This is a genomic window from Paraburkholderia heleia NBRC 101817 (assembly GCF_000739775.1).
In the GTDB taxonomy this organism is placed as follows: Bacteria; Pseudomonadota; Gammaproteobacteria; order Burkholderiales; family Burkholderiaceae; genus Paraburkholderia; species Paraburkholderia heleia.
Window position 1 is genome coordinate 133,372 of the sequence record NZ_BBJH01000022.1, and the last position, 24,774, is coordinate 158,145.

Sequence of the window (24,774 nt, forward strand, 5' to 3'; positions counted from 1 at the left end):
CGAACTACAGAATGAGCGCGCTTCGCCGTCTGCCCGCAGCGGCGCGTGCGCGTCCTGACGGGCCGCGCGTCTGGCGGCTTGCAGGCTTCCTGTAGAATCGCGCTCTGGCCTGAAGTCGTCGCACGTCCGCCCACCCGCGCGGACGCGCCGTTGCCGTGCCCCACCCTTGCGCCCGCCCATTCGACGACCGCCGCCCCGCGCCACGCGCGCACCAGGCAAATTCGGCCATCACGGCGTCCACACGCGCCACATACAACGTCGTACATAACAACACCCTGGTTTTTCGGAAATGCAAGCAACAGAAATTGGCGTGCGCACGCCTGCCGCTGCGCGCGCGCTCACCCGCAGCGACTACAAGACGCTCGGGCTCGCCGCACTCGGCGGCGCCCTCGAGTTCTACGACTTCATCATCTTCGTGTTCTTCGCGCCGGCTATCGGCCAGTTGTTCTTCCCTGCAACGATTCCCGACTGGCTGCGCCAGTTGCAGACTTTCGGCATCTTCGCGGCGGGCTACCTCGCGCGGCCGCTCGGCGGCATCGTCATGGCGCACTTCGGCGACCTGCTCGGCCGCAAGCGCATGTTCACGCTCTCCGTGCTGCTGATGGCGTTGCCCACGCTCGCCATGGGCTGCCTGCCCACCTTTGCTTCGATCGGCGTGCTCGCTCCCGTGCTGCTGCTCGCGCTGCGCGTGCTGCAAGGCGCGGCCGTGGGCGGCGAGGTGCCGGGCGCGTGGGTGTTCGTCTCCGAGCACGTGCCGCGCCGCCACATCGGCTATGCATGCGGCACGCTCACGGCGGGCCTCACGTTCGGCATCCTGCTCGGCTCGCTGATCGCCGCGGCCGTCAATCATCACTACGCCCCGGGCGACATCGCCGCCTATGCCTGGCGTATTCCGTTCCTGATTGGCGGGCTGTTCGGCATGTTCTCGGTGTATCTGCGCCAGTGGCTGCATGAAACGCCCGTGTTCGCGGAGATGAAGGCGCGCAAGTCGCTCGCCGGCGAAATTCCGCTCAAGGCCGTGCTGCGTGATCACGGCCGCGCGGTGATCGTCTCGATGCTGCTCACGTGGATGCTTTCGGCCGCCATCGTCGTCGTGATCCTGATGACGCCGCCGCTGCTGCAGAAGCAATTCCATCTCGACGCCACCACCTCGCTCCTCGCGAACTGCGTCGCGACGCTCTTCCTCACGGTCGGCTGCGTGAGCGCGGGCGCGCTCGCGGACCGCTTCGGCGCGCGCCGCGTGCTGGCCATTGGCGGCATCGCCCTCGCGATCTCGTACTACACGCTGTTCCGCCAGATCGCCGTGGACCGCTCGATGCTCATGCCGCTTTATGCGCTCTGCGGGCTGCTGGTCGGCACGATCGGCGCGGTGCCCTATGTGATGGTGAATGCGTTCCCGCCCGTGGTGCGCTTCTCGGGCATCTCGTTCTCGTACAACGTGGCGTACGCCGTGTTCGGCGGCCTCACGCCGATCGTCGTCGCGCTGCTGATGAAGTCCGCGCCGCTCGCGCCCACTTACTATGTGGCCGCGATTTGCGTGCTCGGTGCGATCACGACGCTGTTCTTCAAGGACGCGCATCGGGAGCCGTAAGCGCGACGCAGTGCGCGCTCACTGCGCACGGAATGGCCGCCAGCGGTCCGGCACCATTTGCCGCCGGCTTCGACGATTCACCTCGCACTGAAACGTCGAAGCCGGCGAGCGCCCTACCATGGGCGCATGAATACCTCACACCCCACCCCCGTCCCCCACGCCCATTTCACGCTCGCGCTCACGCGTATCGTCGCGACCGTCAGCGTCGGATTCGTCGTCACGCAGCTCGATGTCACCATCGTCAATATCGCGCTCGCGCGCATCGCAACCGATCTCCATGCGAACGTCGCGGGCCTGCAATGGATCGTCGACGCCTATACGCTCGCCTTCGCCGTGCTGATGCTCTCGGGCGGCGTGCTCGGCGAGCGCTACGGGGCGCGCCGCCTATACGCCGCCGGGCTCGTGCTGTTCGCCCTCGCCTCGCTGGCCTGCGGGCTCGCGTCCCACCCGGTCATGCTGATCGCCGCCCGCGCGCTGCAGGGCGCGGGCGCGGCGGCCATGCTGCCCAATTCGCTCGCGCTGCTCAACGAAGCGTGCCGCCACGACCGGGCGCTCAGGGCCCGCGCGGTGGGTTTCTGGACCGCCGCCGGCGCCATCTCGATCGCCGCCGGCCCCGTGGCGGGCGGTCTGCTGATCGCAGCGTTCGGCTGGCGCAGCATTTTCCTCGTGAACCTGCCGCTATGCGCGGCAGGCTTCTGGGCCGCGCTCGCCTGGATTCCCGCGCCGCGCCGCCATGCGCACGATTCCAGCGCCCCCGGCGCGCCCTCCGCGCGCAGCCTCGACGTGCGCGGCCAGCTGCTCGCCATCGTGGCGCTCACGGCCTTTACGGGTGCCGTGATCGAATGGCGGCCGTTCGGCTTCACGCACTGGGCCGTGGCGGGCGGCTTTGCGCTCGCGTTCGTGGCGGGTCTTGCATTCGTCTCGTTCGAAGCGCGCGCGCGCGACCCCATGCTGCCGCTCGCCATGCTGCGTAACCGCACGTTCAGCGCGGCGGTGCTATTCGGCATCTGCGTGAATCTCACCTATTACGGCACGGTGTTCGTGCTCGCGCTCTATCTGCAGCATGCACGGGGCCAAACGCCGTTGCAGGCGGGCCTCGCGTTCATCCCGCTCACCGGCGGCTTCCTGCTCTCGAACATCGTGAGCGGCCATGTGGTGGCGCACTACGGCACGCGCCGGCCGATGATCATCGGCGCGCTGATCGCGGGTGCGGGCTACGCCTTGCTGATCAGCGTGGACGCCCCGACGCCGCTCGTCTTCGTGCTGCTCGCCTTCCTGCTGATTCCGTCCGGCATGGGTCTGGCCGTACCGGCGATGACCACGGCCGTGCTCTCCTGCGTGGAGCCGGCGCGCGCAGGAACGGCCTCGGCGCTGCTCAATACGGCGCGTCAGGCGGGCGGTGCGGTGGGGGTGGCGGCGTTCGGCGCGCTCGCGGGCGGGGCAGGCGCGGCGCAGGTGGTCGCCGGCCTGCGTGCGGAAACCGCCGTCTCGACGGCGCTCCTGCTCATGGCGGCCGGGCTCGCCTCGCTCGTGAGAACCGATCCGGCGCATGCGGACGCGCGCCGCGCCGCGCCGGCGCGCGTGAACGAACCGGAATCGCGCTGAGGCAACCGCGAACTGGCGCGCCGACCTACAGCGACGCCTCCTGGATCGCGCCGGAGTCGATTGCGCGGGCGATCAAGCCGTCGTCCTGCGCCTTGCGGATGGCGTGAGCGATCAGCTGGTCGGGCTCCTCGAGCTCTGCCTTGAGCGCGCCAATGAGCCCGGAGGCGTCGAGGATCACCAGCGTCTTCGCGGAATCCGCGTCGCTGATGAACACGCGCCGCGTGCCGTCTTCCGCAAGACTCGCGCAGAACTGCCCGGTCTTGCCTGCCACGTTGAAGTCGAAGTTCTGTATCAAGGCCTGCTCCCTCTACGCCCGGTTGCCCGGTAGTTGTGATTCGACACTCGCGCCGCGCCGCGCGAAGGCGTCAGCCTCGCAGGCCGCCGCCGCGCGGCGCACGCAAACCATCGACGGAAGCACGTCCCGCGCCCGTCACGGTCAGCAGCAGGAAGCCGCCCGCGATCGCCACGTTCTTCCAGAAATGAATGACCGCGTCCTGTTGCGCTGCCGCCTGGGTCATGTTCCAGAAGTCATGGCCGAGTATCGCCGTAACGACAGCGTACACGGCCAGCAGGAACGCAACCGCGCGCGTGCGCACGCCCAGCACGATCGCAATGCCGCCGAGCACTTCGACGGCGGTCGCCACGATCGCGCCATACGCAGCATACGGCACGCCTTTCGAGTGCAGGTAGCTGACGAACCCCGCGTATCCCAACAGCTTCATGGCACCGCCCCAGAGAAACAGAATGGCAAGCGCGATGCGGGCGATGAAGATGATGAAGGAATCGGCAGGACGGGTCATGGAGGGCTCCGGTATGCAATATCGGAATGACCGCGAGGCGCACGCCCAGTTCCCTCGACGTGAGGCGACAGTGGCAGACGAGGCGGCACGCACAACGGGCGCGCCACGCGCGGAAACGAAATGAACTAACCCGGGAGTTGATTCGGAATGCTATTGAATTAATCTGACGGTCCCTGTCGCGATCCGTTCGCGATGCGCTCAGGCAAACGCGCACGCCGGCGCGGCGCTGGCACGCTCAATGCTTGTGACGCATGCCGTGCGGCCGATGCGCGTCGAGCCAGCGAGTCAGGCGCGCCTCGAGCGTGCCCCTGCTGCGGCGCGACACGGCCCACATGGCCGCACACACCAGCAACATGACGCCTGGTCCGAGCAGATAAGCGGCAACGGTTTCCCTCATGGCGGTCTCCTCTGCGCGACGCCACAGTCCGTAAGACTTTTCATTCTAGGCGATAGCGCGGCGTACGGTAAGCGCCGTCCACGAATGCAGCAGGGAGATAAACCCGAGGTTTTCATATATCCGTTCCCGGCGGCTTCTTTACCTCAGACGTAATCGCCTTGCCCACGCGTTTCGCTAGAATCGCCAGCATGAACACGCTCGCTTCCCTCCTCCCCGCCGCGCCATCGGGCGCGGGGCGCCGCAGCGTCGGCGAAATGCTGCGCGACTGGCGCATGCGCCGACGCATGAGCCAGTTGCTGCTCGCGACCGAAGCTGAGATTTCGACGCGGCATTTGAGCTTCGTCGAATCGGGCCGCGCAATGCCGAGCCGCGAGATGGTCATGCATCTGGCCGAGCAGCTCGATGTGCCGCTGCGGGAACGCAATGCGCTACTCGTGGCGGCCGGCTATGCGCCGCTCTATCGCGAGCGCGCGCTCGACGACCCGCAGCTCGCCGCCGCGCGCGAGGCCGTCGATCTCGTGCTGCGCGGTCACGAACCGTATCCAGCCGTGGCCGTGGACCGCCACTGGAATATCGTCGCCACGAACGGCGCGCTCGCGCCGCTCATCGGCGACGCTTCGCCTGCGCTGCTCGCCGCACCCGTCAATGCGCTGCGGCTTTCGCTGCATCCCGAGGGCATGGCGCCGCGCATCGTCAACTGGCACGCGTGGCGCGCGCACCTGCTCACACGCCTGCAACGTCAGATCGACGCGAGCGCCGACCCGGCACTCGCCGCGTTGTACCAGGAACTCGCGACATATCCCACGCCGCCGGGCGTGGCGAACGTGAACGCCGAGCCGATCGCGCATCACATTGCCGTGCCGCTGTGCGTGCGCACGGTGTCTGGCGAACTGGCGTTCTACAGTACGACCACCGTGTTCGGCACACCGGTCGACATCACGCTTTCCGAACTAGCAATCGAAGCGTTCTTTCCCGCCGATCCGCAGACCGCTCAGGCATTGCGCGACCACGCGTCTTGATGCGCAAGGCGACCGCCCGGGTGCGCCTGACAATATGTCGGGCACGTGAAACGAGCGGAAATAACCATTCCAGATTCATGCGCACACAACGATCTCGCAATTCGACGCGCAGCGAATTATCCGGACGGAAATTATTTCAGTAAATTACAAAAAGCGCGCGTTTTTTGCAGCTGATTTGCGAATCTTTTTCGGCCCGGGGGACGCAATCGGGAAAAACCAGCTCCGCGCGCCGTCGAGCGATTCACCCACGAAATCAAGGACATTTCCTTCATCGAAACGAATCTTTAAGACACGAAGTGTTTTCAAACATATCTGTGCGATAACGTGCGTTTTGCATAACCGGCGCTTTACCATCTGCCTGGTAAATCGTGCGAAAAGACGATATATCTTCGCAAATACGTCGAAAGTAATGACATTCATCCTCTTTACTTCTTCTGGTTCCTACTTTTAAATACGGGTGTCCCCGACGCACATACAAGCTGGAGATGCCATGAGCCATTTTCTGGATCGTCTGCGTTACTTCACGGCGGCACGAACACAATTCGCGGACGGTCACGGCGCCGTCACAGACGAAGACCGGAAATGGGAGGAGGCCTACCGTACACGCTGGCAGCACGACAAGATCGTGCGCTCCACACACGGCGTGAATTGCACGGGTTCATGCTCGTGGAAAATCTATGTGAAGGGCGGCATCGTCGCGTGGGAAACGCAGCAAACCGACTACCCGCGCACGCGCCCTGACATGCCCAACCACGAACCGCGCGGCTGCTCACGCGGCGCATCCTATTCGTGGTATCTCTACAGCGCCAATCGCCTGAAGTATCCGCTCGTGCGCAGCGCGCTCGTGAAGCTGTGGCGCGAAAAGCGCCGGACGCTCGACCCCGTTGCGGCGTGGGCGGCCATTGTCGACGACGACGCCGCGCGCAAAAGTTATCAAACGCGGCGCGGTCTTGGCGGCTTCGTGCGGGCTGACTGGAGCGAAGTGCTGGAAATCGCGGCCGCCGCGAACGTGCACACCATCAAGCGTCACGGCCCCGACCGCGTGATCGGCTTCTCGCCCATTCCCGCGATGTCGATGGTGTCGTACGCGGCCGGTTCGCGTTATCTCTCGCTCATCGGCGGCGTGTGCCTCTCTTTCTACGACTGGTACTGCGACCTGCCGCCCGCCTCGCCGCAAACATGGGGCGAGCAGACCGACGTGCCCGAGTCCGCCGACTGGTACAACTCGTCGTTCATCGTGATGTGGGGGTCGAACGTGCCGCAAACGCGCACGCCCGACGCGCACTTCATGGTGGAAGCGCGCTATCGCGGCGCGAAGATCGTTTCGATCTTCCCCGACTACGCCGAAGGCGCGAAGTTCGGCGACATCTGGCTGCATCCGAAGCAAGGTACCGACGCGGCGCTCGCGCTCGCCATGGGCCATGTGATCCTCAAGGAGTATCACCTCGCCGGCAAGAGCGCCTATTTCGCCGACTATTGCAGCCGCTTCACCGACATGTCCTGCCTCGTCACGCTCGTCGAGCGCGACGGCCAGTACGTGCCCGACCGCTATCTGCGCGCCTGCGACTTCGACGGCGCCCTCGCGCAGGACAACAACCCTGAATGGAAGACCGTGGTGATCGACAGCGCGACCAACGCGTTCGCGGTGCCGCTCGGCTCCGTGGGCTTTCGCTGGGGCCAGCAGGAAGGCGCCGATCGCGGCAAGTGGAACCTGCGCGAGGAAAGCGTCGACGGCGCGCCGCTCAAGCCCGCGCTCTCGCTCGTGGAAAAGCACGACGATGTAGTGGACGTGCTGTTCCCCTACTTCGGCAACGTCGCGCATCCGCACTTCCCGCACACCTCACACGGGCCGGTGCTGAGCCGCCGCATCGGCGTGCGGCGCGTGGCGACGCCCGCCGGCGAGCGCCTCGTGGCCACCGTCTACGATCTCTTCGTGGCGAACTACGGCCTCGATCAGGGCCTGGGCGGCAAGGACCTCGCACACAGCTACGACGACGACGTGCCCTACACGCCCGCGTGGCAGGAAGCGATCACGGGCGTAAAGCGCGCGGACGTCATCAACGTCGCGCGCCAGTTCGCCGAAAACGCCGACAAGACCGAAGGCCGTTCGATGGTAATCATCGGCGCAGGCATCAATCACTGGTTCCACATGGACATGGCGTATCGCGCCATCATCAACATGCTCGTGATGTGCGGCTGCATCGGCAAGTCCGGCGGCGGCTGGTCGCATTATGTGGGCCAGGAGAAATTGCGCCCGCAAACAGGCTGGACCGCACTCGCGTTCGCGCTCGACTGGAACCGGCCACCGCGCCAGATGAACGCTACCTCGTTCTTCTACGCACACACAGACCAGTGGCGCTACGATCCGATGAATCCCACGGATCTGCTTTCGCCGCTCGCGAACAAGGCCGACTACCATGGCGCGCCGATCGACTACAACGTGCGCGCCGAGCGCATGGGCTGGCTGCCCTCGGCTCCGCAACTCACGAGCAATCCGCTCGAGCTTGGCCGCTCGCTCGAAGGCCCCGCGAAGGCCGGCGCCGAAGTCGCGCGCCGCCTGAAAGACGGCAGCCTGCAGCTCGCCTGCGAGGACCCCGACAATCCCAGCGTGTTTCCGCGCAACCTCTTCGTGTGGCGCTCGAACCTGCTCGGCTCGTCGGGCAAGGGGCACGAGTATTTCCTCAAGCATCTGCTTGGCACGACGAACGGAGTGCAAGGCGAGGAAGTGGTGAAGGACGGTGTGCCGCGTCCCGAAGAAGTCGTCTGGCATGAGCAGGCGCCCGAGGGTAAGCTCGACTTGCTCTGCACGCTGGACTTCCGCATGTCTACCACCTGCATGTACTCGGACATCGTGCTGCCCACGGCCACGTGGTACGAGAAGGACGACATGAACACGTCCGACATGCACCCGTTCATTCATCCGCTTTCCGCTGCGGTGGACCCTGCATGGCAGGCGCGCAGCGACTGGGAAATCTTCAAGGCCATTGCAAAGCGCTTTTCCGAGCTGAGCGTCGGCCATCTCGGCGTGGAGCGCGACGTGGTGCTCGCGCCCATCGCACACGACGCCGCGGCCGAACTGGCACAGCCGTTCGGCGTGGACGACTGGAAGCGCGGCGAATGCGAGCCGGTTCCGGGCAAGACCATGCCGGGCGTGGTCACGCTCGAGCGCAACTACCCCGAGACGTATCACCGCTTCACCTCGCTTGGGCCGCTCATGGACCAACTCGGCAACGGTGGCAAAGGCATTAGCTGGAATACGGAGGACGAGGTCCACGAACTCGGCGCGCTGAACTACCGCGACCAGTCGGAGGACGCCGGCGACGCGAAAGGGCGCCCGCGCATCGAGACCGCACTCGACGCCGCGGAAACGATTCTCTCGCTCGCGCCCGAAACGAACGGCGCGGTCGCCAAAAAAGCGTGGGAAGCGCTTTCGAGGTTCACCGGCATCGAGCACGCCCATCTCGCCGACGCCCGCGCCGACGAGAAGATCCGTTTCCGCGATATCCAGGCGCAGCCGCGCAAGATCATTTCGTCGCCGACGTGGAGCGGCATCGAGTCGGAGCATGTGTCGTACAACGCGGGTTATACGAACGTGCACGAACTGATTCCCTGGCGCACGCTGAGCGGCCGCCAGCAACTCTACCAGGACCATGCGTGGATGCGCGCGTTCGGCGAGGCGCTGTGCGTGTACAAGCCGCCTATCGATACGGGCAGCTACGAGAAAATGACCGGCTCGCGCTCGAACGGCAACCCCGAACTCGCGCTGAACTTCATCACGCCACACCAGAAGTGGGGCATTCACAGCACCTATACCGACAATCTGCTGATGCTCACGCTCTCGCGCGGCGGCCCGATCGTGTGGATTTCGGAGCAGGACGCGGCGCAGATCGGCGTGGCCGACAACGACTGGATCGAATGCTTCAACGCGAACGGTGCGCTTTGCGCGCGCGCCGTGGTGAGCCAGCGTATTCCGCGCGGCATAGTGATGATGTATCACGCGCAGGAAAAAATCGTGAATACGCCGGGGTCCGAAATAACGGGCACGCGCGGCGGCATTCACAACTCGGTGACGCGCATTTCACTCAAGCCCACGCACATGATCGGCGGCTATGCGCAGCTCGCTTACGGCTTCAACTACTACGGCACGGTCGGCTCGAATCGCGATGAATTCCTCATCGTGCGCAAGATGAAGAACGTCGACTGGCTCGACGCGGAGGAAACGCCGGTTGGTCCCCTGCCTGCCGCAGTCAACCCCGCTGTAAATGCAGCCGTCCGCGAAGGAGAGAGCTCATGAAAGTGCGCGCGCAGATCGCGATGGTGCTGAACCTCGACAAGTGCATTGGCTGCCATACGTGTTCGGTCACCTGCAAGAACGTCTGGACGAGCCGCGAGGGGATGGAATACGCGTGGTTCAACAACGTCGAGACGAAGCCCGGCATCGGCTACCCGAAGGAATGGGAGAACCAGGAGCGCTGGCGCGGCGGCTGGGTGCGCAAGGCCGACGGCCAGATCGAGCCGCGTCTGGGCGGCAAGTGGCGCCTGCTTGCTCAAATCTTCGCGAATCCGCATCTGCCGGAGATCGACGACTACTACGAGCCCTTCACATTCGACTACGCGCATCTGCAGGAAGCGGGCAACACGAAGGCCACGCCGGTTGCGCGGCCGCGCTCGCTCGTGAGCGGCGAGCGCATGGAGAAGATCGAGTGGGGGCCGAACTGGGAAGAAATTCTCGGCGGCGAGTTCGAGAAGCGGTCGAAGGACTATAACTTCGAGAACGTGCAGAAGGAGATCTACGGCCAGTTCGAAAACACCTTCATGATGTACCTGCCGCGCCTGTGCGAGCACTGCCTGAATCCGGCATGCGTGGCGGCATGCCCTTCGGGGTCGATCTACAAGCGCGAGGAAGACGGCATCGTGCTGATCGATCAGGACAAGTGCCGCGGCTGGCGCATGTGCGTTTCGGGCTGCCCGTACAAGAAGATTTATTTCAACTGGCAAAGCGGCAAGGCCGAGAAGTGCATCTTCTGCTATCCGCGTATCGAGGCGGGGCAACCCACCGTGTGCTCGGAGACCTGCGTTGGGCGCATTCGCTATCTCGGCGTGCTGCTCTACGACGCCGACCGCATTCGCGAAGCTGCGAGCGTCGCCGACGAGAAGGATCTCTACCAGGCGCAACTCGACGTATTCCTCGATCCGTTCGATCCCGCCGTGATCGAGCAGGCCGCGCGCGATGGCGTTCCGCAGGCGTGGATCGACGGCGCGCAGCGCTCGCCCGTCTACAAGATGGCGATCGACTGGCGCATCGCCTTCCCGCTGCACCCCGAGTACCGCACGCTGCCGATGGTCTGGTACGTGCCGCCGCTCTCGCCCATCAACGCGGCCGCCAATAGCGGCGAACTCAGCATGAACGGCTGGCTACCCGACGTGCACGCGCTGCGCATTCCGCTGCGCTACCTCGCGAACCTGCTCACCGCCGGCGACGAAAAGCCGGTCCAGGTCGCGCTGGAACGTCTGCTCGCCATGCGCGCGTTCATGCGCGCGCGTCACGTGGATCGCGTGGACGCGCCGCAGGTGCTCTCGCAAGCGGGGCTCTCGCTCGCGCAGGTCGAGGAGATGTACCGTTATCTCGCGATTGCGAACTACGAAGACCGCTTCGTGATTCCCACCACGCACCGCGAATACGCGGAAAACGCCTTCGACTTGCGCTCGTCGTGCGGCTTCACGTTCGGCAACGGCTGCTCGGACGGCAAATCGGAGGCGAGCCTGTTCGCGCCGAAGAATGGGCATCGCAAGATCCCCATTCAGGAGATTTGACCATGTTCCCGGCTCGCCCCCAGCCCATGACGTACCGGCTCGTTGCGTCACTGCTCGAGTATCCCGATGCTTCGCTCATCGAAGCCGTGCGCGAACTGCGCGCGCTGGTGCGCAGCGAGCGCGCGTTCGGCGCGCAGGCGCGCGAGAAGCTCGAACGCTTCCTCGATTATCTCGGTTCGCGCGATCTGCTTGCGCTGCAGGAAAACTACGTCGCGTTGTTCGACCGTGGCCGCGCAACATCACTGCACCTGTTCGAGCACGTGCACGGCGAGTCGCGCGAGCGCGGCCAGGCGATGATCGACCTCGTCCAGACCTACGAGAAGCACGGCATGCTGTTGCAGCCCGGCCAGTTGCCCGACTACCTGCCCGTGTTCCTCGAATACCTCTCGATTCTGGAGACCAACGAGGCGCGCGCGCTCCTTGGCGAAACCGTCGCGATCCTGCAGTCGATCACGCAGGAGCTGAGCCGGCGCAACAGCCACTACGCCTACGTGACCGGCGCGCTGCTGCCGCTCGCGGGCGCGGGCGGCACCGGCCTGCCCGAGGCCGCGCACGACGACGACGCAGGCAAGCCGCACGACAAGGCGCATCTGCAAGCGCTCGACGCGGCATGGGCCGACGAACCTGTGCAATTCATGGGTGCGGAGCGCCCGGCTGCCGTGCCTCCCCTGGCGCCCGTGGCGTTCCACCCGCGGCGAGCACCACGCTGAAAAACCCGACACGCCAGTTAAGCACGTTGTTCGAACACCGCAAGCGAGGAGCCGTCATGGGCCAATACTTCCATCAGTTTCTGTTCGGCATTTATCCGTATATCTGCCTGGCCGTCCTGCTGTTCGGTTCGCTCGTGCGCTTCGACCGCGAGCAGTACACGTGGAAGAGCGACTCCTCGCAACTGCTGCGGCGCGGCGCGCTGCGCCTCGGCAGCAACCTGTTCCACTGGGGCATTCTCGTCGTGGTGATGGGCCACTTCGTCGGCTTTCTCGCGCCGCACTGGCTCGTTTCGCCGTTCATCTCGGCCACCGTGCACCAGTTGCTCGCGATGGTCGCGGGCGGCGTGGCCGGCAGCTTCGCCATTGTCGGGCTCACGATCCTCATCGTGCGGCGGCTCGGCGACACGCGCATCCGCGTGAACAGCAAGGCGTCGGACATCCTCATCGTCTTCATGCTGTGGGCGCAGCTCGCGCTTGGGCTCGCGACCGTGGTGCTCTCGGCGCGCCACCTGGACGGCGTGATGTTCGAACAGCTAACCGACTACGTGAAAGGCGTAGTGACGTTCCGGCCCAATATCGCCGGGCTGCTCGACGGCGTGCCGCTCGTCTATCAAACCCATATCGCGCTCGGCTTCACGATCTTCCTCGTTTCGCCCTTCACGCGCATGGTTCATATCTGGAGCGGAATCGCTTCGGTGTTCTATCTGATCCGTCCGTACCAGCTCGTGCGCAGGCGCTAAGTCACAACGACCCCGAACCAGGAGCGCTATCGATGATGAATGCGGTCCCCAATCAAGACCAGCCAGGCCTGCCTGCCCGCGTGAACGACGTCGAGATCGGGCTCGCGGCCATCGAGGCCGAGTGCCGCAATCACGCCGACGACCCGGACCCCGCGCTCGCCGCGCGGCGCACGCTCGTCGTGCACGAACTGCTGCGCCAGCGCGCGGTGGCGCTGGACCTGCTGGCGCCTGACGCCGCACTCGACGACAGCGCGCTGGATGCGCTGCTGGAGCGTGAGCTGCGCGTGCCCGAGCCCACGCGCGAAGACTGCGAGCGCTACTACACGCAGCACGCGAAGCGCTTCGTGCGCAACGAACTCGTGTACGCGAGCCACATTCTCTTCGCGATTACCGACCGCGTGCCGCTCGCGCTGCTGCGCCGGAAGGCCGAAGAAACGCTGCGCGAATTGCAGCAGGCGCCCGACACCTTCGAGGCGCTGGCACACCAGTATTCGAACTGTCCTTCGGCGGGCGTGGGGGGCAGCCTCGGCCAGCTCACGCGCGGCGACACGGTGCCTGAATTCGAAGCGGCGCTGTTCGACTGCGCCGACATCGGCGTGCTGCCGCGACTCGTGCGCACGCGCTTCGGCTTTCATCTCGTGCGCGTGAACCAGCGCGTGCCGGGCGATCCGGTGCCCTATGACGAAGTCCGCGCCGACATCGCGCGCTTTCTCAGCGAGCGCGTGCGCCATAAGGCCATACAGCAGTACGTATCGATCCTGGCTTGCGAAGCGACGCTCGAGAATGCGGCGCTGGAAGCCGCGACGAGCCCGCTCGTCCAGTGAAGTCGATGGATTCCCCCACACGATGGAGGCAACATGAATCTGCGTAGCGAACCGGCGCGCCCCGCAGCGAGCGCAGCCCAGCCCGAGAGGGTCGGCGCGAGGGCATGGTCAGTCCTGCTCGTCAGCACGCTCGCGTTTCTCGTGTGCTTCGTGGTGTGGATGATGTTCGGCGTGCTGGGCGTGCAGTTGCGCGACGAGCTCCAGCTCAACAGCACCGAGTTCGGCCTGCTCACCGCCACGCCCGTGCTGACGGGCGCGATCATGCGCCTGCCGCTCGGCGCGTGGACCGACCGCTTTGGCGGGCGCATCGTCATGACCACGCTGCTCGTGGTCTGCGCCGTGCCCGTGTATGTCGTCAGTTATGCGAACGAACTGTGGCAATTCCTGCTCATCGGCCTCTTTCTCGGCTGCGTGGGCGCCTCGTTCGCGGTGGGTACGCCGTATGTGGCGCGCTTTTTCCCGCCCAGCCAGCGCGGCTTCGCCATGGGCTTTTTCGGCGCGGGCACGGTGGGCGCCGCCGTCAACCTGTTCGTCACGCCGCAGCTGGAAAACCTCTACGGCTGGCGCTTCGTGCCGCGCGTCTACGCCGTCGCGTTGATCGTGACCGCGGTGATTTTCTGGCTCGGTTCGGCGCGCGACCCGGGCGCCGGCAAGTCGGGCGGCTCGCTGCTCGACTCGTTCAAGGTGCTGGCGAACCCGCGCGTGTGGCGGCTGTGCCAGTACTACTCGATCACCTTCGGCGGCTTCACGGCGCTCTCGCTGTGGATTCCGCAATACCTGAAGGCCGAATACGGCATGTCGCTCGTCATGGCTTCGGCCTTCGCCGCGGGCTTTTCGCTCCCCGGCTCGATCCTGCGGGCCGTGGGCGGCGTGCTCGCCGACAAGCTCGGCGCGCACACCGTCACGTGGTGGGGTCTGTGGGTGGCGTGGATCTGTCTCTTCATTCTTTCGTACCCGCCCACGGACTTCGTGATCCATACGATCGACGGCCAGGCGGCCCTGCATATCAGCATGCCCGTGTTCGGCTTCGTGGCGATCGCCTTCGTGCTCGGCGCGGTGTTCGCGTTCGGCATGGCTTCGACGTTCAAGTACGTGGCCGACGACTTCCCCACGAACATGGGCGTCGTGACCGGCATTGTCGGGCTGGCGGGCGGGCTGGGCGGCTTTCTGCTGCCGATCCTGTTCGGCATCCTGCTCGACTGGCTCAGGATCCGTTCGAGCTGTTTCATGCTGCTCTACGGCATCGTGTGGGTCTCGCTGATCCTGCTTTACATCTCCGAAGTCAAGCGCACGCCGATTCTTGGCCAACCCAGCGCCTGAGCGGCACAGCGGCTAGCCCTGGCTCGGGCATTGTGGCGGCGGCTCAGGCCGCCGCTTTCGCGGGCTCCGGATCCGGCGCGGTGACGACCAGCACGCTGCATGACACGCGGTCGAGCAGCAGTCGGTCGTCGCGCCCATCCCACCAGCGCTTGAACGGCCCGCGCCGGTGGTGGCCCACCACGATGAGATCGGGCTGGAGTTCCGCGCAGTAGCTCGCGATCACATCGATCGGCCGGCCCACTACGAAGTGCCCCGTCGCCGCGAGCCCCTTGTCCTGCAGGCACGCCACGCCCTCCCGCAGAATATCGCGCGCCGCTGCTTCCGCGGCTTCGAACGGCACGGCGGCCGCGATGTCCGTACCCCACTGGAGCGGCGCCTGGTCGAGCACGGCCAGCAAATGCGTTTGCGCGTGGCATTCGCGCGCAAGGTCGGCACCTTCGCGCAAAGCCCGGCGGCCTTCGCGCGTTGCGTCGTAACACAGCAGAATCCTGTTGAACGAGGCCATGATCCCTCCCCCCGATCGTTTCCGGCGCCGGGTGGGCGAACGCGCCGTACCCGCAATGCGGCTTTCATTATGCCACTTACATCACGTCATGACATAAATGAAGCACTGAGCGCGCTCATCAGCGTCATTCGTCTCGACAACTGGCATCCGCGCATCGGCACGCAGCTCGCAAACGTTTCACAGGTGCGATCTTCGCGCAATATCCAGCTCGCATATTTTCCAAAAACCAACGGTGACTCCCACCATCTGCACCCGTAACATTTCAGTTACACATTGCCCTGTTACAGGCCGTCGGGGTCGAAACATCTGTTACAACTCAATTGTCATAAGTATTAATCCGCAGCGCCGTATTTTTTACCTGTCAACCCAGCTTCTTTCTAAACGTTTATTCCATCAGACGGCGTTTTTCATCCTTCGACGATTCGTTGCACATGCATCGACGATCTGGCGGAAACCCTGACAAACCAATGTCGTACGGCACGTTTGCACGCCTCGGCCGGAGTCGCGGCGGCTTGCCGCCAGGCGGATTTCGGGCTGCAGCAAAACTTACCGAAAATAATTTACGACAGTACGATTATTTTTTGATCCGAGGGATTGATTTCTGAGATAAGCCCTCATACAATTCCCTCCAAGGTTGTTACGAGATGTAACAACCTGTATCAAAGAGTCAGATCGAGCCAACGAGCGAAGATCGACCACAAGACCAGAAAAGATACAACGGCGAAAAGCCGGGGGGTTAAATTCGGGGCTTCGGAAACTAGAGAAATGGACCGCAGCAGCGAGACGCTGGAATCTATCCGCGAAATTAATTTGTCGTATCTGATGCTCGCACAGCGCATGCTGCGCGAGGACAAGCCAGTCGGCATGTTCCGGCTGGGACTGTCGTCGGAACTGGCCGATCTGCTTGGCGCTCTGTCGCTCGCGCAGATCGTCAGGTTGGCCTCTTCCGACCAGCTTCTCTGTTTTTTCCGCTTCGACGATCATGCGATGTTGTCCGCGCTCACGCAGACTTCCCGGCATGCAGACGTGGCGGCTACCCATGCGGCCATCCTGCTTGCGGGACAGCCGGCTGGTCAATTCGCCTGAGGGTGATGTCCATGTCTACGCGGCGCAGCCTCACCGAAGACGCTCAGGAAGTATTCCGCGCGATCGCACTGATCGAGTTGGGCGCGCGCATGCAGGTGCTCGAAAGCGAACTCACGCTCTCGCGCGACCGCATGATCCGCCTGTACCGCGAGATCCGTGGCGTGTCGCCGCCCAAAGGTATGCTGCCGTTCTCGGCGGACTGGTACATGACGTGGCTGGCCAACATCCACGCTTCGCTGTTCTATAACACGTACCTGTTCCTCAGGAACGAAGCGCGTTGTTCGCATCTCGACGCGCTCACCAAGGGGTTCCGGCTGTATCTGGAGCACTGCCGCCACAGCGGGGCCGAGCCTGCGCTCGACCTCACGCGTGCGTGGACCCTGGTGCGATTTTTCGATGCCGATATTCTGCAGTTGACGCCTTGCTGCCGTTGCGGCGGCAAATTCGTCGCGCATCGTCACGACCTTCAGCACAACGTCGTGTGCGGCGCATGCCAGCCTCCTTCGCGAGCCGGCAAGACGAAAAAGGCGGCTGCAGCGCGACGGGGCGCCGAGCAGACCGAGAGCGACCTTCCGGCAGTGGTAACGTCGGATGGCATTGCCGAGGCTGCGTAAGCGTAGGAGAGCAGATCCGGATTAACCGGACGCGAGACCAAGACGCGAACCCGTCCGGTGCCTGAGCGCACCGGACGGCGAAGCGCTTTCCATTTGCCGCCTTCGTGGCGCGCGCCTCTGTTACATCTTTCCCGCTTCTAGTTTCCACTGAACGTCTGCCAGACGAGCCACAGGTTCGCCGCCGAGATCACGACGAACAGGAACCACGCCAGCAGCCGCGTGGGGAGCCGGTTCACGAACTCGCCCATCAGCGCACGGTCGTTCGTCATGCGGATGAGCGGCCAGAGCGCGAACGGCAGTTGCAGACTCAGCACCACCTGGCTTGCCACCAGCAGCTTGCCCACCGCGCCGTTGCCGAGCAGCGCGACGCCCGCCAAGGCGGGAATCAGTGCGAGCACGCGGGTGATGAGCCGACGCTGGTAGCACGGAATCTTCATCTGCAGGAAGCCTTCCATGATGACCTGACCCGCCACGGTCCCCGTGAAGGTCGAGCTTTGCCCGGAGGCAAGCAGCGTGATCGCGAACAGCACCGCCGCCGCGCCCGTGCCGACGATAGGCGCAAGCAGCCTGTACGCCTGTTCGATATCGGTGACCTCGGTGTGCCCGTTAGCGTAAAACGCCGCCGCGGCCAGAATCAGGATGGCCGCATTGATGAGGAGCGCGATCAGAAGCGAGACGATCGTGTCGAGGCGCGATAGGCCGATGGCCTGCGCGAGGCTCGCACGATCGCGCTTGACGGCGCGCGTCTGCACGATCGACGAATGCAGGTAGAGGTTGTGCGGCATGACGGTCGCGCCGAGAATGCCGATCGCCAGATACAGCGGCTCCGCCGAGGAAATGGCGTGCCACGACGGCACCGCGCCCGCGAACACCGAGGGCCAGTGCGGCTTCACGAGCGCGAGCTGGATCACATAGCCAAGACCGATTGTGGCGATCAAGCCGGCCATGATCGCCTCGAGCGAGCGGAAGTTCTTGCCCTTCAGGCCGAGCACGATGAGCGTGTCGAACGCCGTGAGCACCACGCCCACCATCAGCGAGACACCAAGCAGCAAATGGAACGCGAGCGCGCCGCCCAGCACCTCGGCCAGATCGCAGGCGATGATCGAAAGCTCGGCGAGCACCCACTGACCGAGCATCACGGGCCTGGCATAGCGCTCGCGCGAAAGCTCCGCGAGATCGCGCTGCGTGACGATGCCAAGGCGCATGGAGAGGCATTGCAGCGCAATCGCCGCGAGGCTCGAGAGCACGACCACGAACAACAGGCTGTAACCGAAGCGCGAGCCCGCCTCGATGTCGGTGGCCCAGTTTCCCGGGTCCATATAGCCGATCGAGACCAGCAGGCCGGGACCCGCGAATTGCCAGAACTTCTTCCAGAATGGCGCGCGCGGCGAAACCTCGATGCTGCCCTGCACTTCGGACGGGCAAAACGGCGCCGTTGCCGTGGTCGGTAATCGGAATTCCAACGCTTCGATCCTCAAGGGTTGACGCGTCGCGGCACGTGACGCGATCGGGCCCTCAAGTGTACAGCGTCGGCTGCGGCACTTCTCTCAAGAGCGTATAGCGGCCCACGTCGCGCAGGCGGTAGTCGAGCGGATCGTGCAGCGTATGCACGCGAGCATTGCGCCAGAAACGGTCGAGCGCGAGCGCCGCGCCCGTGGCGCGCGCGCCGCACGCCTCGAAAAGTTGCTCGCCACCCTGTAACGCGGCGCGATGCGCGACGATCTTCGCCTCGGAAATCGCGAGCGAGACTTCGGCGCGCGTCGCCGTGCTCAGCGCTTCGCCTTCGTCCCACGCGGCGTCGAGCAGCGCGCTCGCACGATCGGCCAGCACCGCCGCCGCGAGCGACTGCACGCGCATTTCGCCAAAGCGCTGCTGCAGGAACGGGTCGTCGGCCACGTGCTGCACGCCCGAATTGACCCATGGGCGGCCGTTCTCGAGCACGTAGGCGCGCGCTTCGTCGAGTGCGCCTTCGGCGAGGCCCACGAAGAGATTTGTCAGCACGCCCTGGGAGACCAGCGTGCGCAGCGTGGCGCGCGCGGTGTCGGGGCGCTGCAGCACTTCGGCGGCGTGCACTTTCACATTCTCGAACGAGACTGTGCCGCTATCGGTCTGACGCTGGCCTATCGGGTCCCAGTCGTCGTGCACCGTGATCCCGGCGCGCGTGGTGGGCACGACCGCGAATATCGGGCTGCCCGTGGCGGGATCGTGCCCGCTCACGGTCATCATCTGCGATCCGTAGGTGCCCGAACAGAATCCCTTTTTGCCATGCAGACGCCAGCCGCCTTCCCTGTCTGGCTGCGCGACGAGCCGCGTGTCGATGGGATTCACGGCGTTGCCCCACCACCAGCGATGCTCGACGGTGCCTTGCAGCCAGTTCGCGCGCTGCGCGGCACTGCCCCACAATTCGACGCTCGCCACCTGCAGGCACTGAAAGCCAAGCAGATGCGCAAGCGCGCTGTCGACACGCGCGAGCGCGCGGATCGTCGCGTAGATGTCGCGCCAGCGCACGCCGTCCTTGCCGAACTGTCCGCCGAATTCGCGCGGCACTGCAAGCGTGAGCAGCCCGGCGTCGGCAATGCGCTGCTTCTCGGCGGCCGCGTGGCCACCCGCGAGATCGCGTTGCGCGGCGCTCGCGCGCAGCGCCTCGAGCAGCGCGGCGAAACGCGCGTCCTGTTCCTGCCCGCGTGGGCGCTGTGCTTCGTTCATACCCATATTTCCCGAATGTGATGCCCTGAACGCGAAGCGCGATGGAAATACCGATCAGGAGTGCGAATACCGCCAATACGCCGCCCATCGGCAACGTGTCGCGTATGCACGGTACGTATCATCGCGTTGGCTCCAGGTGGATCCAGACGATGATAGGGGCGCGGCGGGGCCGGGTCTACGAAGCGATTGCGCAAAGGAAATCGCCGCCTGCGATATGCACAGGCGGCGAGCGTTGCCGCGGTCTACGCGGGGTTTAACGTGCGGTTCAACGCGCCGCGAGCGGCGCCGGCGGTGGCGGCGTACCGTCGCCAGGCTTCGCGTCGCCCCAGCCGCCGCCCAGTGCGCGGATCAGGTTGACGGTCGCGACAGCCTGCGAACCCTGCAGATGGCTGGCCTGCAATTGCGATACGAGCACCGTCCGCTCGCTGTCGATCACGTTCAGATAGCTGACCTCGCCTTCCTCGTACTGCGTGCGCGAAAGCTGAGCCGACTGCTGCGAAGCGCTCACCGCGTCGTTCTGCTGGCGGATCTGGTCGTCGAGCAGGCGCAGGTCGGAGAGATTGTCCTCGACCTCGCGGAAGGCCACGAGCACCTGCTGGCGGTATTGCGCCACATCTTCTTCATACTTCGCGCGCGACTGGGCGAGATTCGCCCGGCGCCTGCCGCCGTCGAAAAGCGGCAGCGTGAGCGCCGTACCCGCGAGCGGCCCGAGCAGGAACGCGCGGCTCGACCACATGAAGAGGTCGCCGAGCGTGGCCGACTCGAAGCCGGCCGCACCGGTGATGTTGAGCTGCGGGAAGAACGCCGACTTCGCGAGACCCACGCGTGCGTTTGCGGCCGCCATGGCGCGTTCGGCGGCGGCCACGTCGGGGCGGCGCTCCAGCAGCGTGGAAGGCAAACCCGGAGGCACCTGCACGACCACGGGCGCGAGCGGCGTTTCGGGGAACGTGAAGTCCGCGGGCGCCTTGCCGAGCAGGATCGCGAGGCTGTGCTCCGAGGCCGCGCGCTGACGCGCGACGCCCACCGCGTCGGCACGCGCGCTCGCGAGCTCGTTGCGAGCCTGCGCTACGTCCAGCGCGCTGATGTCGCCTTCCTTGAAGCGGCGCTCGACAAGCTTGAGCGCGTCTTCGCGCAGCGCCACCGTGCGGCGGTACAGATCGACATCGGAGTCGAACTGGCGCAGCTGGAAATAGTTCTGCGCGACATCGGCCTGCAAGGCGAGCTGAACCGAGAGGAACAGGGCTTCGCTTTGCTGGGCGTCCGCCTGCGCCGCGTGAACGTTCGAACTGACACGGCCGAACAGGTCGACTTCATAGCTTGCCGTAGCCTGTGCGCGCCACAGCGTTTGAGCGGGCACATTGTAATTTTGCGGGTAATAAAGCGAAGCCGGCGAGGCCCGCTCGTAGGTCGGCCCGAAACCCGCATCGATCGACGGGAACCACGAGGCGCGCGCGGCCTGCGTCACCGCACGCGCCTGCTGCACGCGCGCGGCCGCGGCCTTGAGGTCCTGGTTCGCTTCGAGCGCCTGCTGCTCGAGTTTGTCGAGCGTCGGGTCGCCGAACACCGTCCACCATTCGCCGCGATGGGTGCCGTCGGCGGGCTGCGCGGGCGTCCACGTGCCCACGTCGTGCGGATTGGTGCTCTGCGTTTGCTGCGGCGCTTCCTTGTAGGCGGCGGGCACGGCGGCGTCAGGCACCTTGTAGGCCGGCTCGACCGAGCAGGCAGCGAGCCAGGCAAAGAGCGCGACGCTCGCTGCGACTCGTGTGATACGCCCGAACTGCCCGCCCTCCGGCGCGGCATTCGCGCGATAGCGCAAGCTGGATTCGTTAGTCATATTGATCATTTTCCCTTGTCGCCTTACGCGTCGACCATCGACTGCGGCTTGCGCGCGTTGTCCTTCTGCGCGACGTGAATCTTGCCGCCCGCGAGCGTGCGCAGCACCACATAGAACACCGGCGTCAGCAACAGGCCGAAAGCGGTCACGCCGAGCATGCCGAAGAACACGGCCACGCCCATTGCATGACGCATTTCCGAACCCGCGCCGCTGGAGAGCACGAGCGGCACCACGCCCATGATGAACGCGATGGACGTCATCAGGATCGGGCGCAGACGCATGCGGCTCGCCTCGATGGCAGCGCTAAGCGGCGTGTGCCCGTCGTGCTCCAGCTCGCGCGCAAATTCGACGATCAGGATCGCGTTCTTCGAAGCGAGCCCCACCAGCACCATCAAGCCAATCTGCGTGAAGATGTTGTTGTCGCCCTGCGTGAGCCACACGCCCGTCAGTGCGCACAGCACGCTCATCGGCACGATCAGGATCACCGCGAGCGGCAGCGTCAAGCTCTCGTAGAGCGCGGCCAGCACGAGGAACACGAGCAGCACGCTGATCGGGAACACCCAGATGCCCGCATTGCCCGCCAGCACCTGCTGGTACGTGAGATCGGTCCATTCGAACTTCACGCCGCGCGGCAGCACTTCGGCCGCGATGCGTTCCGCCGCCGCCTGGGCCTGGCCCGACGAATAACCGGGCGCCGGACCGCCGTTGATGTCGGCAGCGGTGTAGCCGTTGTAGCGCACCACCATCTCGGGGCCGTACGTGGGCGTGACCGTGACGAGCGACGAGAGCGGCACCATTTCGCCCGCGGCGTTGCGCGTCTTCAGTTGCAGGATGTCGTCGGCCCGCTGGCGGAACGGCGCATCGGCCTGCACGCGCACCTGATACACGCGTCCGAAACGGTTGAAGTCGTTCACGTAGAGCGAACCCAGATAGATCTGCATCGTGTCGAACACGTCGGTAACCGGCACGCCAAGCTGCTTCGCCTTCGTGCGGTCGAGATCGACGTTCAGCTGCGGCACGTTGATCTGATAGTTGGTGAACGTCGGGCCCAGCTCCGGCGTTTGCGCCGCGCGCTTGACGAAGTCCTGCGTCGCGCGGTTGAGCGCCTCATAGCCGAGCGCACCATGATCCTCCAGTTGCATCTTGAAGCCGCCCAATGTACCGAGGCCGAGCACCGGCGGCGGCGGGAACACGGCGATGAACGAATCCTTGATGCCGGCGTACTGCTGGTTCAGCGCCCCCGCAATCGCACCGGCCGAAAGCGCCTTGCCCTTGCGCTCCTTGAACGGCTTGAGCGTGACGAACACAATGCCCGCGCTCGAACTATTGGTGAAACCGTTCACCGAAAGACCCGGGAACGCCACGGCGCTTTCCACACCGGGTTGCTTCAGTGCAATGGCGCTCATGTCGCGAATCACGTTCTCGGTGCGATCGAGCGCGGCGCCGTTGGGCAGTTGCGCGAAGGCGATCAGATACTCCTTGTCCTGCGCGGGCACGAAGCCGCCCGGCACCACGCGCGCCATCAACACCGTTGCGGCGATCAGCACCACATAGACCGCGAGCATCGCGCCCTTGTGGCGCAGCACGCCATTCACGCCGCGCCCGTAGCTTTCCGAGCCGCGATGGAACACCCGGTTGAAGCGGCGGAAAAAACCGCCCAGCACGAGGTTCATCCCGCGCGTGAGCCAGTCTTCCTTCTCGCCGTGACCGCGCAGCAGCAGCGCCGAAAGCGCCGGCGAAAGCGTGAGCGAGTTGAACGCCGAGATCACGGTGGAAATCGCGATGGTCATCGCGAACTGCTTGTAGAACTGGCCCGTGAGCCCGCTCATGAACGCGAGCGGCACGAACACGGCCACGAGCGTGAGCGCAATGGCGATGATCGGCCCGCTCACTTCCTGCATCGCCTTATACGTCGCATCGCGCGCGGATAACCCGCTGGCGATATTGCGCTCCACGTTTTCCACCACCACGATGGCATCGTCGACCACGATGCCGATGGCGAGCACCATCCCGAACAGCGATAGCGCGTTGATCGAGAACCCGAACGCAAGCAGGAGAGAGAACGTCCCGACGATCGACACCGGCACCGCGATCAACGGAATGATCGAGGCACGCCACGTCTGCAGGAACACGATCACCACGATCACCACGAGCGCGATCGCTTCGAGCAGCGTATGCACCACGGCTTCGATACTGGAGCGCACGAATTGCGTGGGATCGTAGACGATGCGGTAATCCACGCCCGCCGGCATGTCCTGCTTGAGCTCCTTCATTGCCGCGCGCACCTGGTCCGAAATCGCGAGCGAGTTCGCACCCGGCGCCTGGTTGATGGCGAGCGCAACGGCCGGCTTGTTGTCGAGCAGCGAGCGCAGACCGTATTCGGAGGCTGCCAGTTCAATGCGCGCGATATCGCGCAGGTAAGTCACGCCGCCATCGGGATTCGTCTTGACGATGATGTTGCCAAACTCGCTTTCCGTGCGCAGACGACCGCGCGCATTCACATTGAGCTGGAACGGCGTGCCGGGCACGCTGGGCGAAGCGCCGATCACGCCCGCCGCCACCTGCACGTTCTGCTCGCGAATCGCATTGACCACGTCGTTCGCGGTGAGATTGCGCTGCGCCACCTTCTGCGGGTCGAGCCAGATACGCATGGCGTAATCGCCCGAGCCCCACAGCTGCACCTCGCCCACGCCCTGGATGTTCGAGAGGCGGTCCTTCACGTTGAGCAGCGCGTAATTGCGCAGGTACGTCATGTCGTAGCGGTTGTCCGGCGAGATCAGGTGCACCACCATCGTGAGCGTGGGCGAGCTCTTGATGGTCGTGATGCCGAGACGCTGCACGTCTTCCGGCAAGCGCGGCAGCGCCTGGTTCACGCGGTTCTGCACGAGCTGCGTGGCCTTGTCCGGGTCGGTACCGAGACGAAACGTGACCGTCAGCGTGAGATTGCCGTCGCTATTGGCTTGCGACTGCATGTACAGCATGTTCTCGACACCGTTGATCTGCTCCTCGAGCGGCGCAGCGACGGCTTCGGCGATCACCTTCGGGTTCGCACCCGGATACTGCGCGTGGACCACCACCGAAGGCGGCACGACCTCGGGGTACTCGGAGATCGGCAACTGGAACAGCGCGATCACGCCGGCCAGCAGGATCAGCACGGACAGCACGCCCGCGAAGATCGGCCGGTCGATGAAGAATTTCGATATGTTCAT

19 protein-coding genes are annotated in these 24,774 nt (G+C 65.0%); 11 read left to right on the plus strand and 8 right to left on the minus strand.

The features are described from left to right. Positions 1 to 289: 289 nt before the first annotated feature. Together BHE01S_RS19080 and BHE01S_RS19085 are read left to right on the plus strand one after the other, a co-directional pair. A complete protein-coding gene (locus BHE01S_RS19080) occupies positions 290 to 1,591 on the plus strand; it encodes an MFS transporter (RefSeq protein WP_042266645.1) in 1,302 nt (433 codons plus the stop codon). A 126-nt stretch (positions 1,592 to 1,717) separates the two neighbouring features. Then, positions 1,718 to 3,196: an MFS transporter gene (locus BHE01S_RS19085; RefSeq protein WP_042266646.1), complete on the plus strand. Its 1,479-nt coding sequence runs from the start codon at positions 1,718 to 1,720 to the stop codon at positions 3,194 to 3,196. Positions 3,197 to 3,221: 25 nt separating this feature from the next. On the opposite strand, the gene BHE01S_RS19090 is transcribed toward BHE01S_RS19085, so the two are convergent. The 3 genes from BHE01S_RS19090 to BHE01S_RS38450 all read right to left on the minus strand — a co-directional run bounded on the left by BHE01S_RS19090 (position 3,222) and on the right by BHE01S_RS38450 (position 4,393). Beyond that, positions 3,222 to 3,491 (minus strand): hypothetical protein, encoded by a 270-nt coding sequence (locus BHE01S_RS19090; RefSeq protein WP_042266649.1) that lies wholly within the window; start codon positions 3,489 to 3,491, stop codon positions 3,222 to 3,224. A 70-nt stretch (positions 3,492 to 3,561) separates the two neighbouring features. Next, positions 3,562 to 3,996, minus strand: a complete 435-nt coding sequence (locus tag BHE01S_RS19095; protein ID WP_042266651.1) for a DoxX family protein — start codon at positions 3,994 to 3,996, stop codon at positions 3,562 to 3,564. Between the two features lie 235 nt (positions 3,997 to 4,231). Beyond that, complete coding sequence (locus BHE01S_RS38450; RefSeq protein ID WP_165822769.1) at positions 4,232 to 4,393, minus strand: hypothetical protein; 162 nt, start codon at positions 4,391 to 4,393, stop codon at positions 4,232 to 4,234. A gap of 188 nt (positions 4,394 to 4,581) precedes the next feature. Between BHE01S_RS38450 and BHE01S_RS19100 the strand changes: the two genes are divergently transcribed. From BHE01S_RS19100 to BHE01S_RS19130, 7 genes are all read left to right on the plus strand, one after another. After that, positions 4,582 to 5,412 carry a helix-turn-helix domain-containing protein gene (locus tag BHE01S_RS19100; protein ID WP_042266654.1) on the plus strand — a complete coding sequence of 277 codons (831 nt, stop codon included), beginning with the start codon at positions 4,582 to 4,584 and terminating at the stop codon, positions 5,410 to 5,412. A gap of 490 nt (positions 5,413 to 5,902) precedes the next feature. Further along, a complete protein-coding gene (locus BHE01S_RS19105; RefSeq protein WP_042266656.1) occupies positions 5,903 to 9,706 on the plus strand; it encodes a nitrate reductase subunit alpha in 3,804 nt (1,267 codons plus the stop codon). Beyond that, a complete protein-coding gene (gene narH / locus BHE01S_RS19110; protein ID WP_042266658.1) occupies positions 9,703 to 11,226 on the plus strand; it encodes a nitrate reductase subunit beta in 1,524 nt (507 codons plus the stop codon). The genes BHE01S_RS19105 and narH overlap by 4 nt, the downstream gene beginning before the upstream one ends. Further along, positions 11,223 to 11,936: a nitrate reductase molybdenum cofactor assembly chaperone gene (gene narJ / locus BHE01S_RS19115; RefSeq protein WP_407669530.1), complete on the plus strand. Its 714-nt coding sequence runs from the start codon at positions 11,223 to 11,225 to the stop codon at positions 11,934 to 11,936. Before narH ends, narJ begins: the two co-directional genes overlap by 4 nt. A 56-nt stretch (positions 11,937 to 11,992) precedes the next feature. Continuing rightward, positions 11,993 to 12,676 (plus strand): respiratory nitrate reductase subunit gamma, encoded by a 684-nt coding sequence (gene narI / locus BHE01S_RS19120; RefSeq protein WP_042266661.1) that lies wholly within the window; start codon positions 11,993 to 11,995, stop codon positions 12,674 to 12,676. 35 nt (positions 12,677 to 12,711) lie between these two features. Next, positions 12,712 to 13,500, plus strand: a complete 789-nt coding sequence (locus BHE01S_RS19125) for a peptidylprolyl isomerase (protein ID WP_042266663.1) — start codon at positions 12,712 to 12,714, stop codon at positions 13,498 to 13,500. A gap of 33 nt (positions 13,501 to 13,533) precedes the next feature. Continuing rightward, positions 13,534 to 14,820 (plus strand): MFS transporter, encoded by a 1,287-nt coding sequence (locus BHE01S_RS19130; RefSeq protein ID WP_042266665.1) that lies wholly within the window; start codon positions 13,534 to 13,536, stop codon positions 14,818 to 14,820. 43 nt (positions 14,821 to 14,863) lie between these two features. Here the strand turns inward: BHE01S_RS19130 and BHE01S_RS19135 are convergent, their stop codons facing one another. Continuing rightward, positions 14,864 to 15,325, minus strand: coding sequence for a universal stress protein (locus BHE01S_RS19135; protein ID WP_042266666.1), 462 nt, complete (start codon positions 15,323 to 15,325; stop codon positions 14,864 to 14,866). Positions 15,326 to 16,090: 765 nt separating this feature from the next. Between BHE01S_RS19135 and flhD the strand changes: the two genes are divergently transcribed. Beyond that, entirely contained in the window at positions 16,091 to 16,411 is a 321-nt protein-coding gene (gene flhD / locus BHE01S_RS19145) for a flagellar transcriptional regulator FlhD (RefSeq protein ID WP_042266670.1), read from the plus strand. Positions 16,412 to 16,422: 11 nt separating this feature from the next. Continuing rightward, on the plus strand, positions 16,423 to 17,025 hold the full coding sequence (gene flhC, locus BHE01S_RS19150) for a flagellar transcriptional regulator FlhC (RefSeq protein WP_042266671.1): 603 nt from the start codon (positions 16,423 to 16,425) through the stop codon (positions 17,023 to 17,025). 137 nt (positions 17,026 to 17,162) lie between these two features. On the opposite strand, the gene BHE01S_RS19155 is transcribed toward flhC, so the two are convergent. From BHE01S_RS19155 to BHE01S_RS19170, 4 genes are all read right to left on the minus strand, one after another. Next, on the minus strand, positions 17,163 to 18,488 hold the full coding sequence (locus BHE01S_RS19155; protein ID WP_042266748.1) for an Nramp family divalent metal transporter: 1,326 nt from the start codon (positions 18,486 to 18,488) through the stop codon (positions 17,163 to 17,165). Between the two features lie 52 nt (positions 18,489 to 18,540). Next, positions 18,541 to 19,731: an acyl-CoA dehydrogenase family protein gene (locus BHE01S_RS19160; RefSeq protein ID WP_042266672.1), complete on the minus strand. Its 1,191-nt coding sequence runs from the start codon at positions 19,729 to 19,731 to the stop codon at positions 18,541 to 18,543. A gap of 265 nt (positions 19,732 to 19,996) precedes the next feature. Then, the gene (locus BHE01S_RS19165; RefSeq protein ID WP_042266675.1) at positions 19,997 to 21,565 is read right to left on the minus strand and encodes an efflux transporter outer membrane subunit; all 1,569 of its coding nucleotides are present in this window, start codon (positions 21,563 to 21,565) and stop codon (positions 19,997 to 19,999) included. A 23-nt stretch (positions 21,566 to 21,588) separates the two neighbouring features. Beyond that, positions 21,589 to 24,774 carry an efflux RND transporter permease subunit gene (locus tag BHE01S_RS19170; protein WP_042266677.1) on the minus strand — a complete coding sequence of 1,062 codons (3,186 nt, stop codon included), beginning with the start codon at positions 24,772 to 24,774 and terminating at the stop codon, positions 21,589 to 21,591.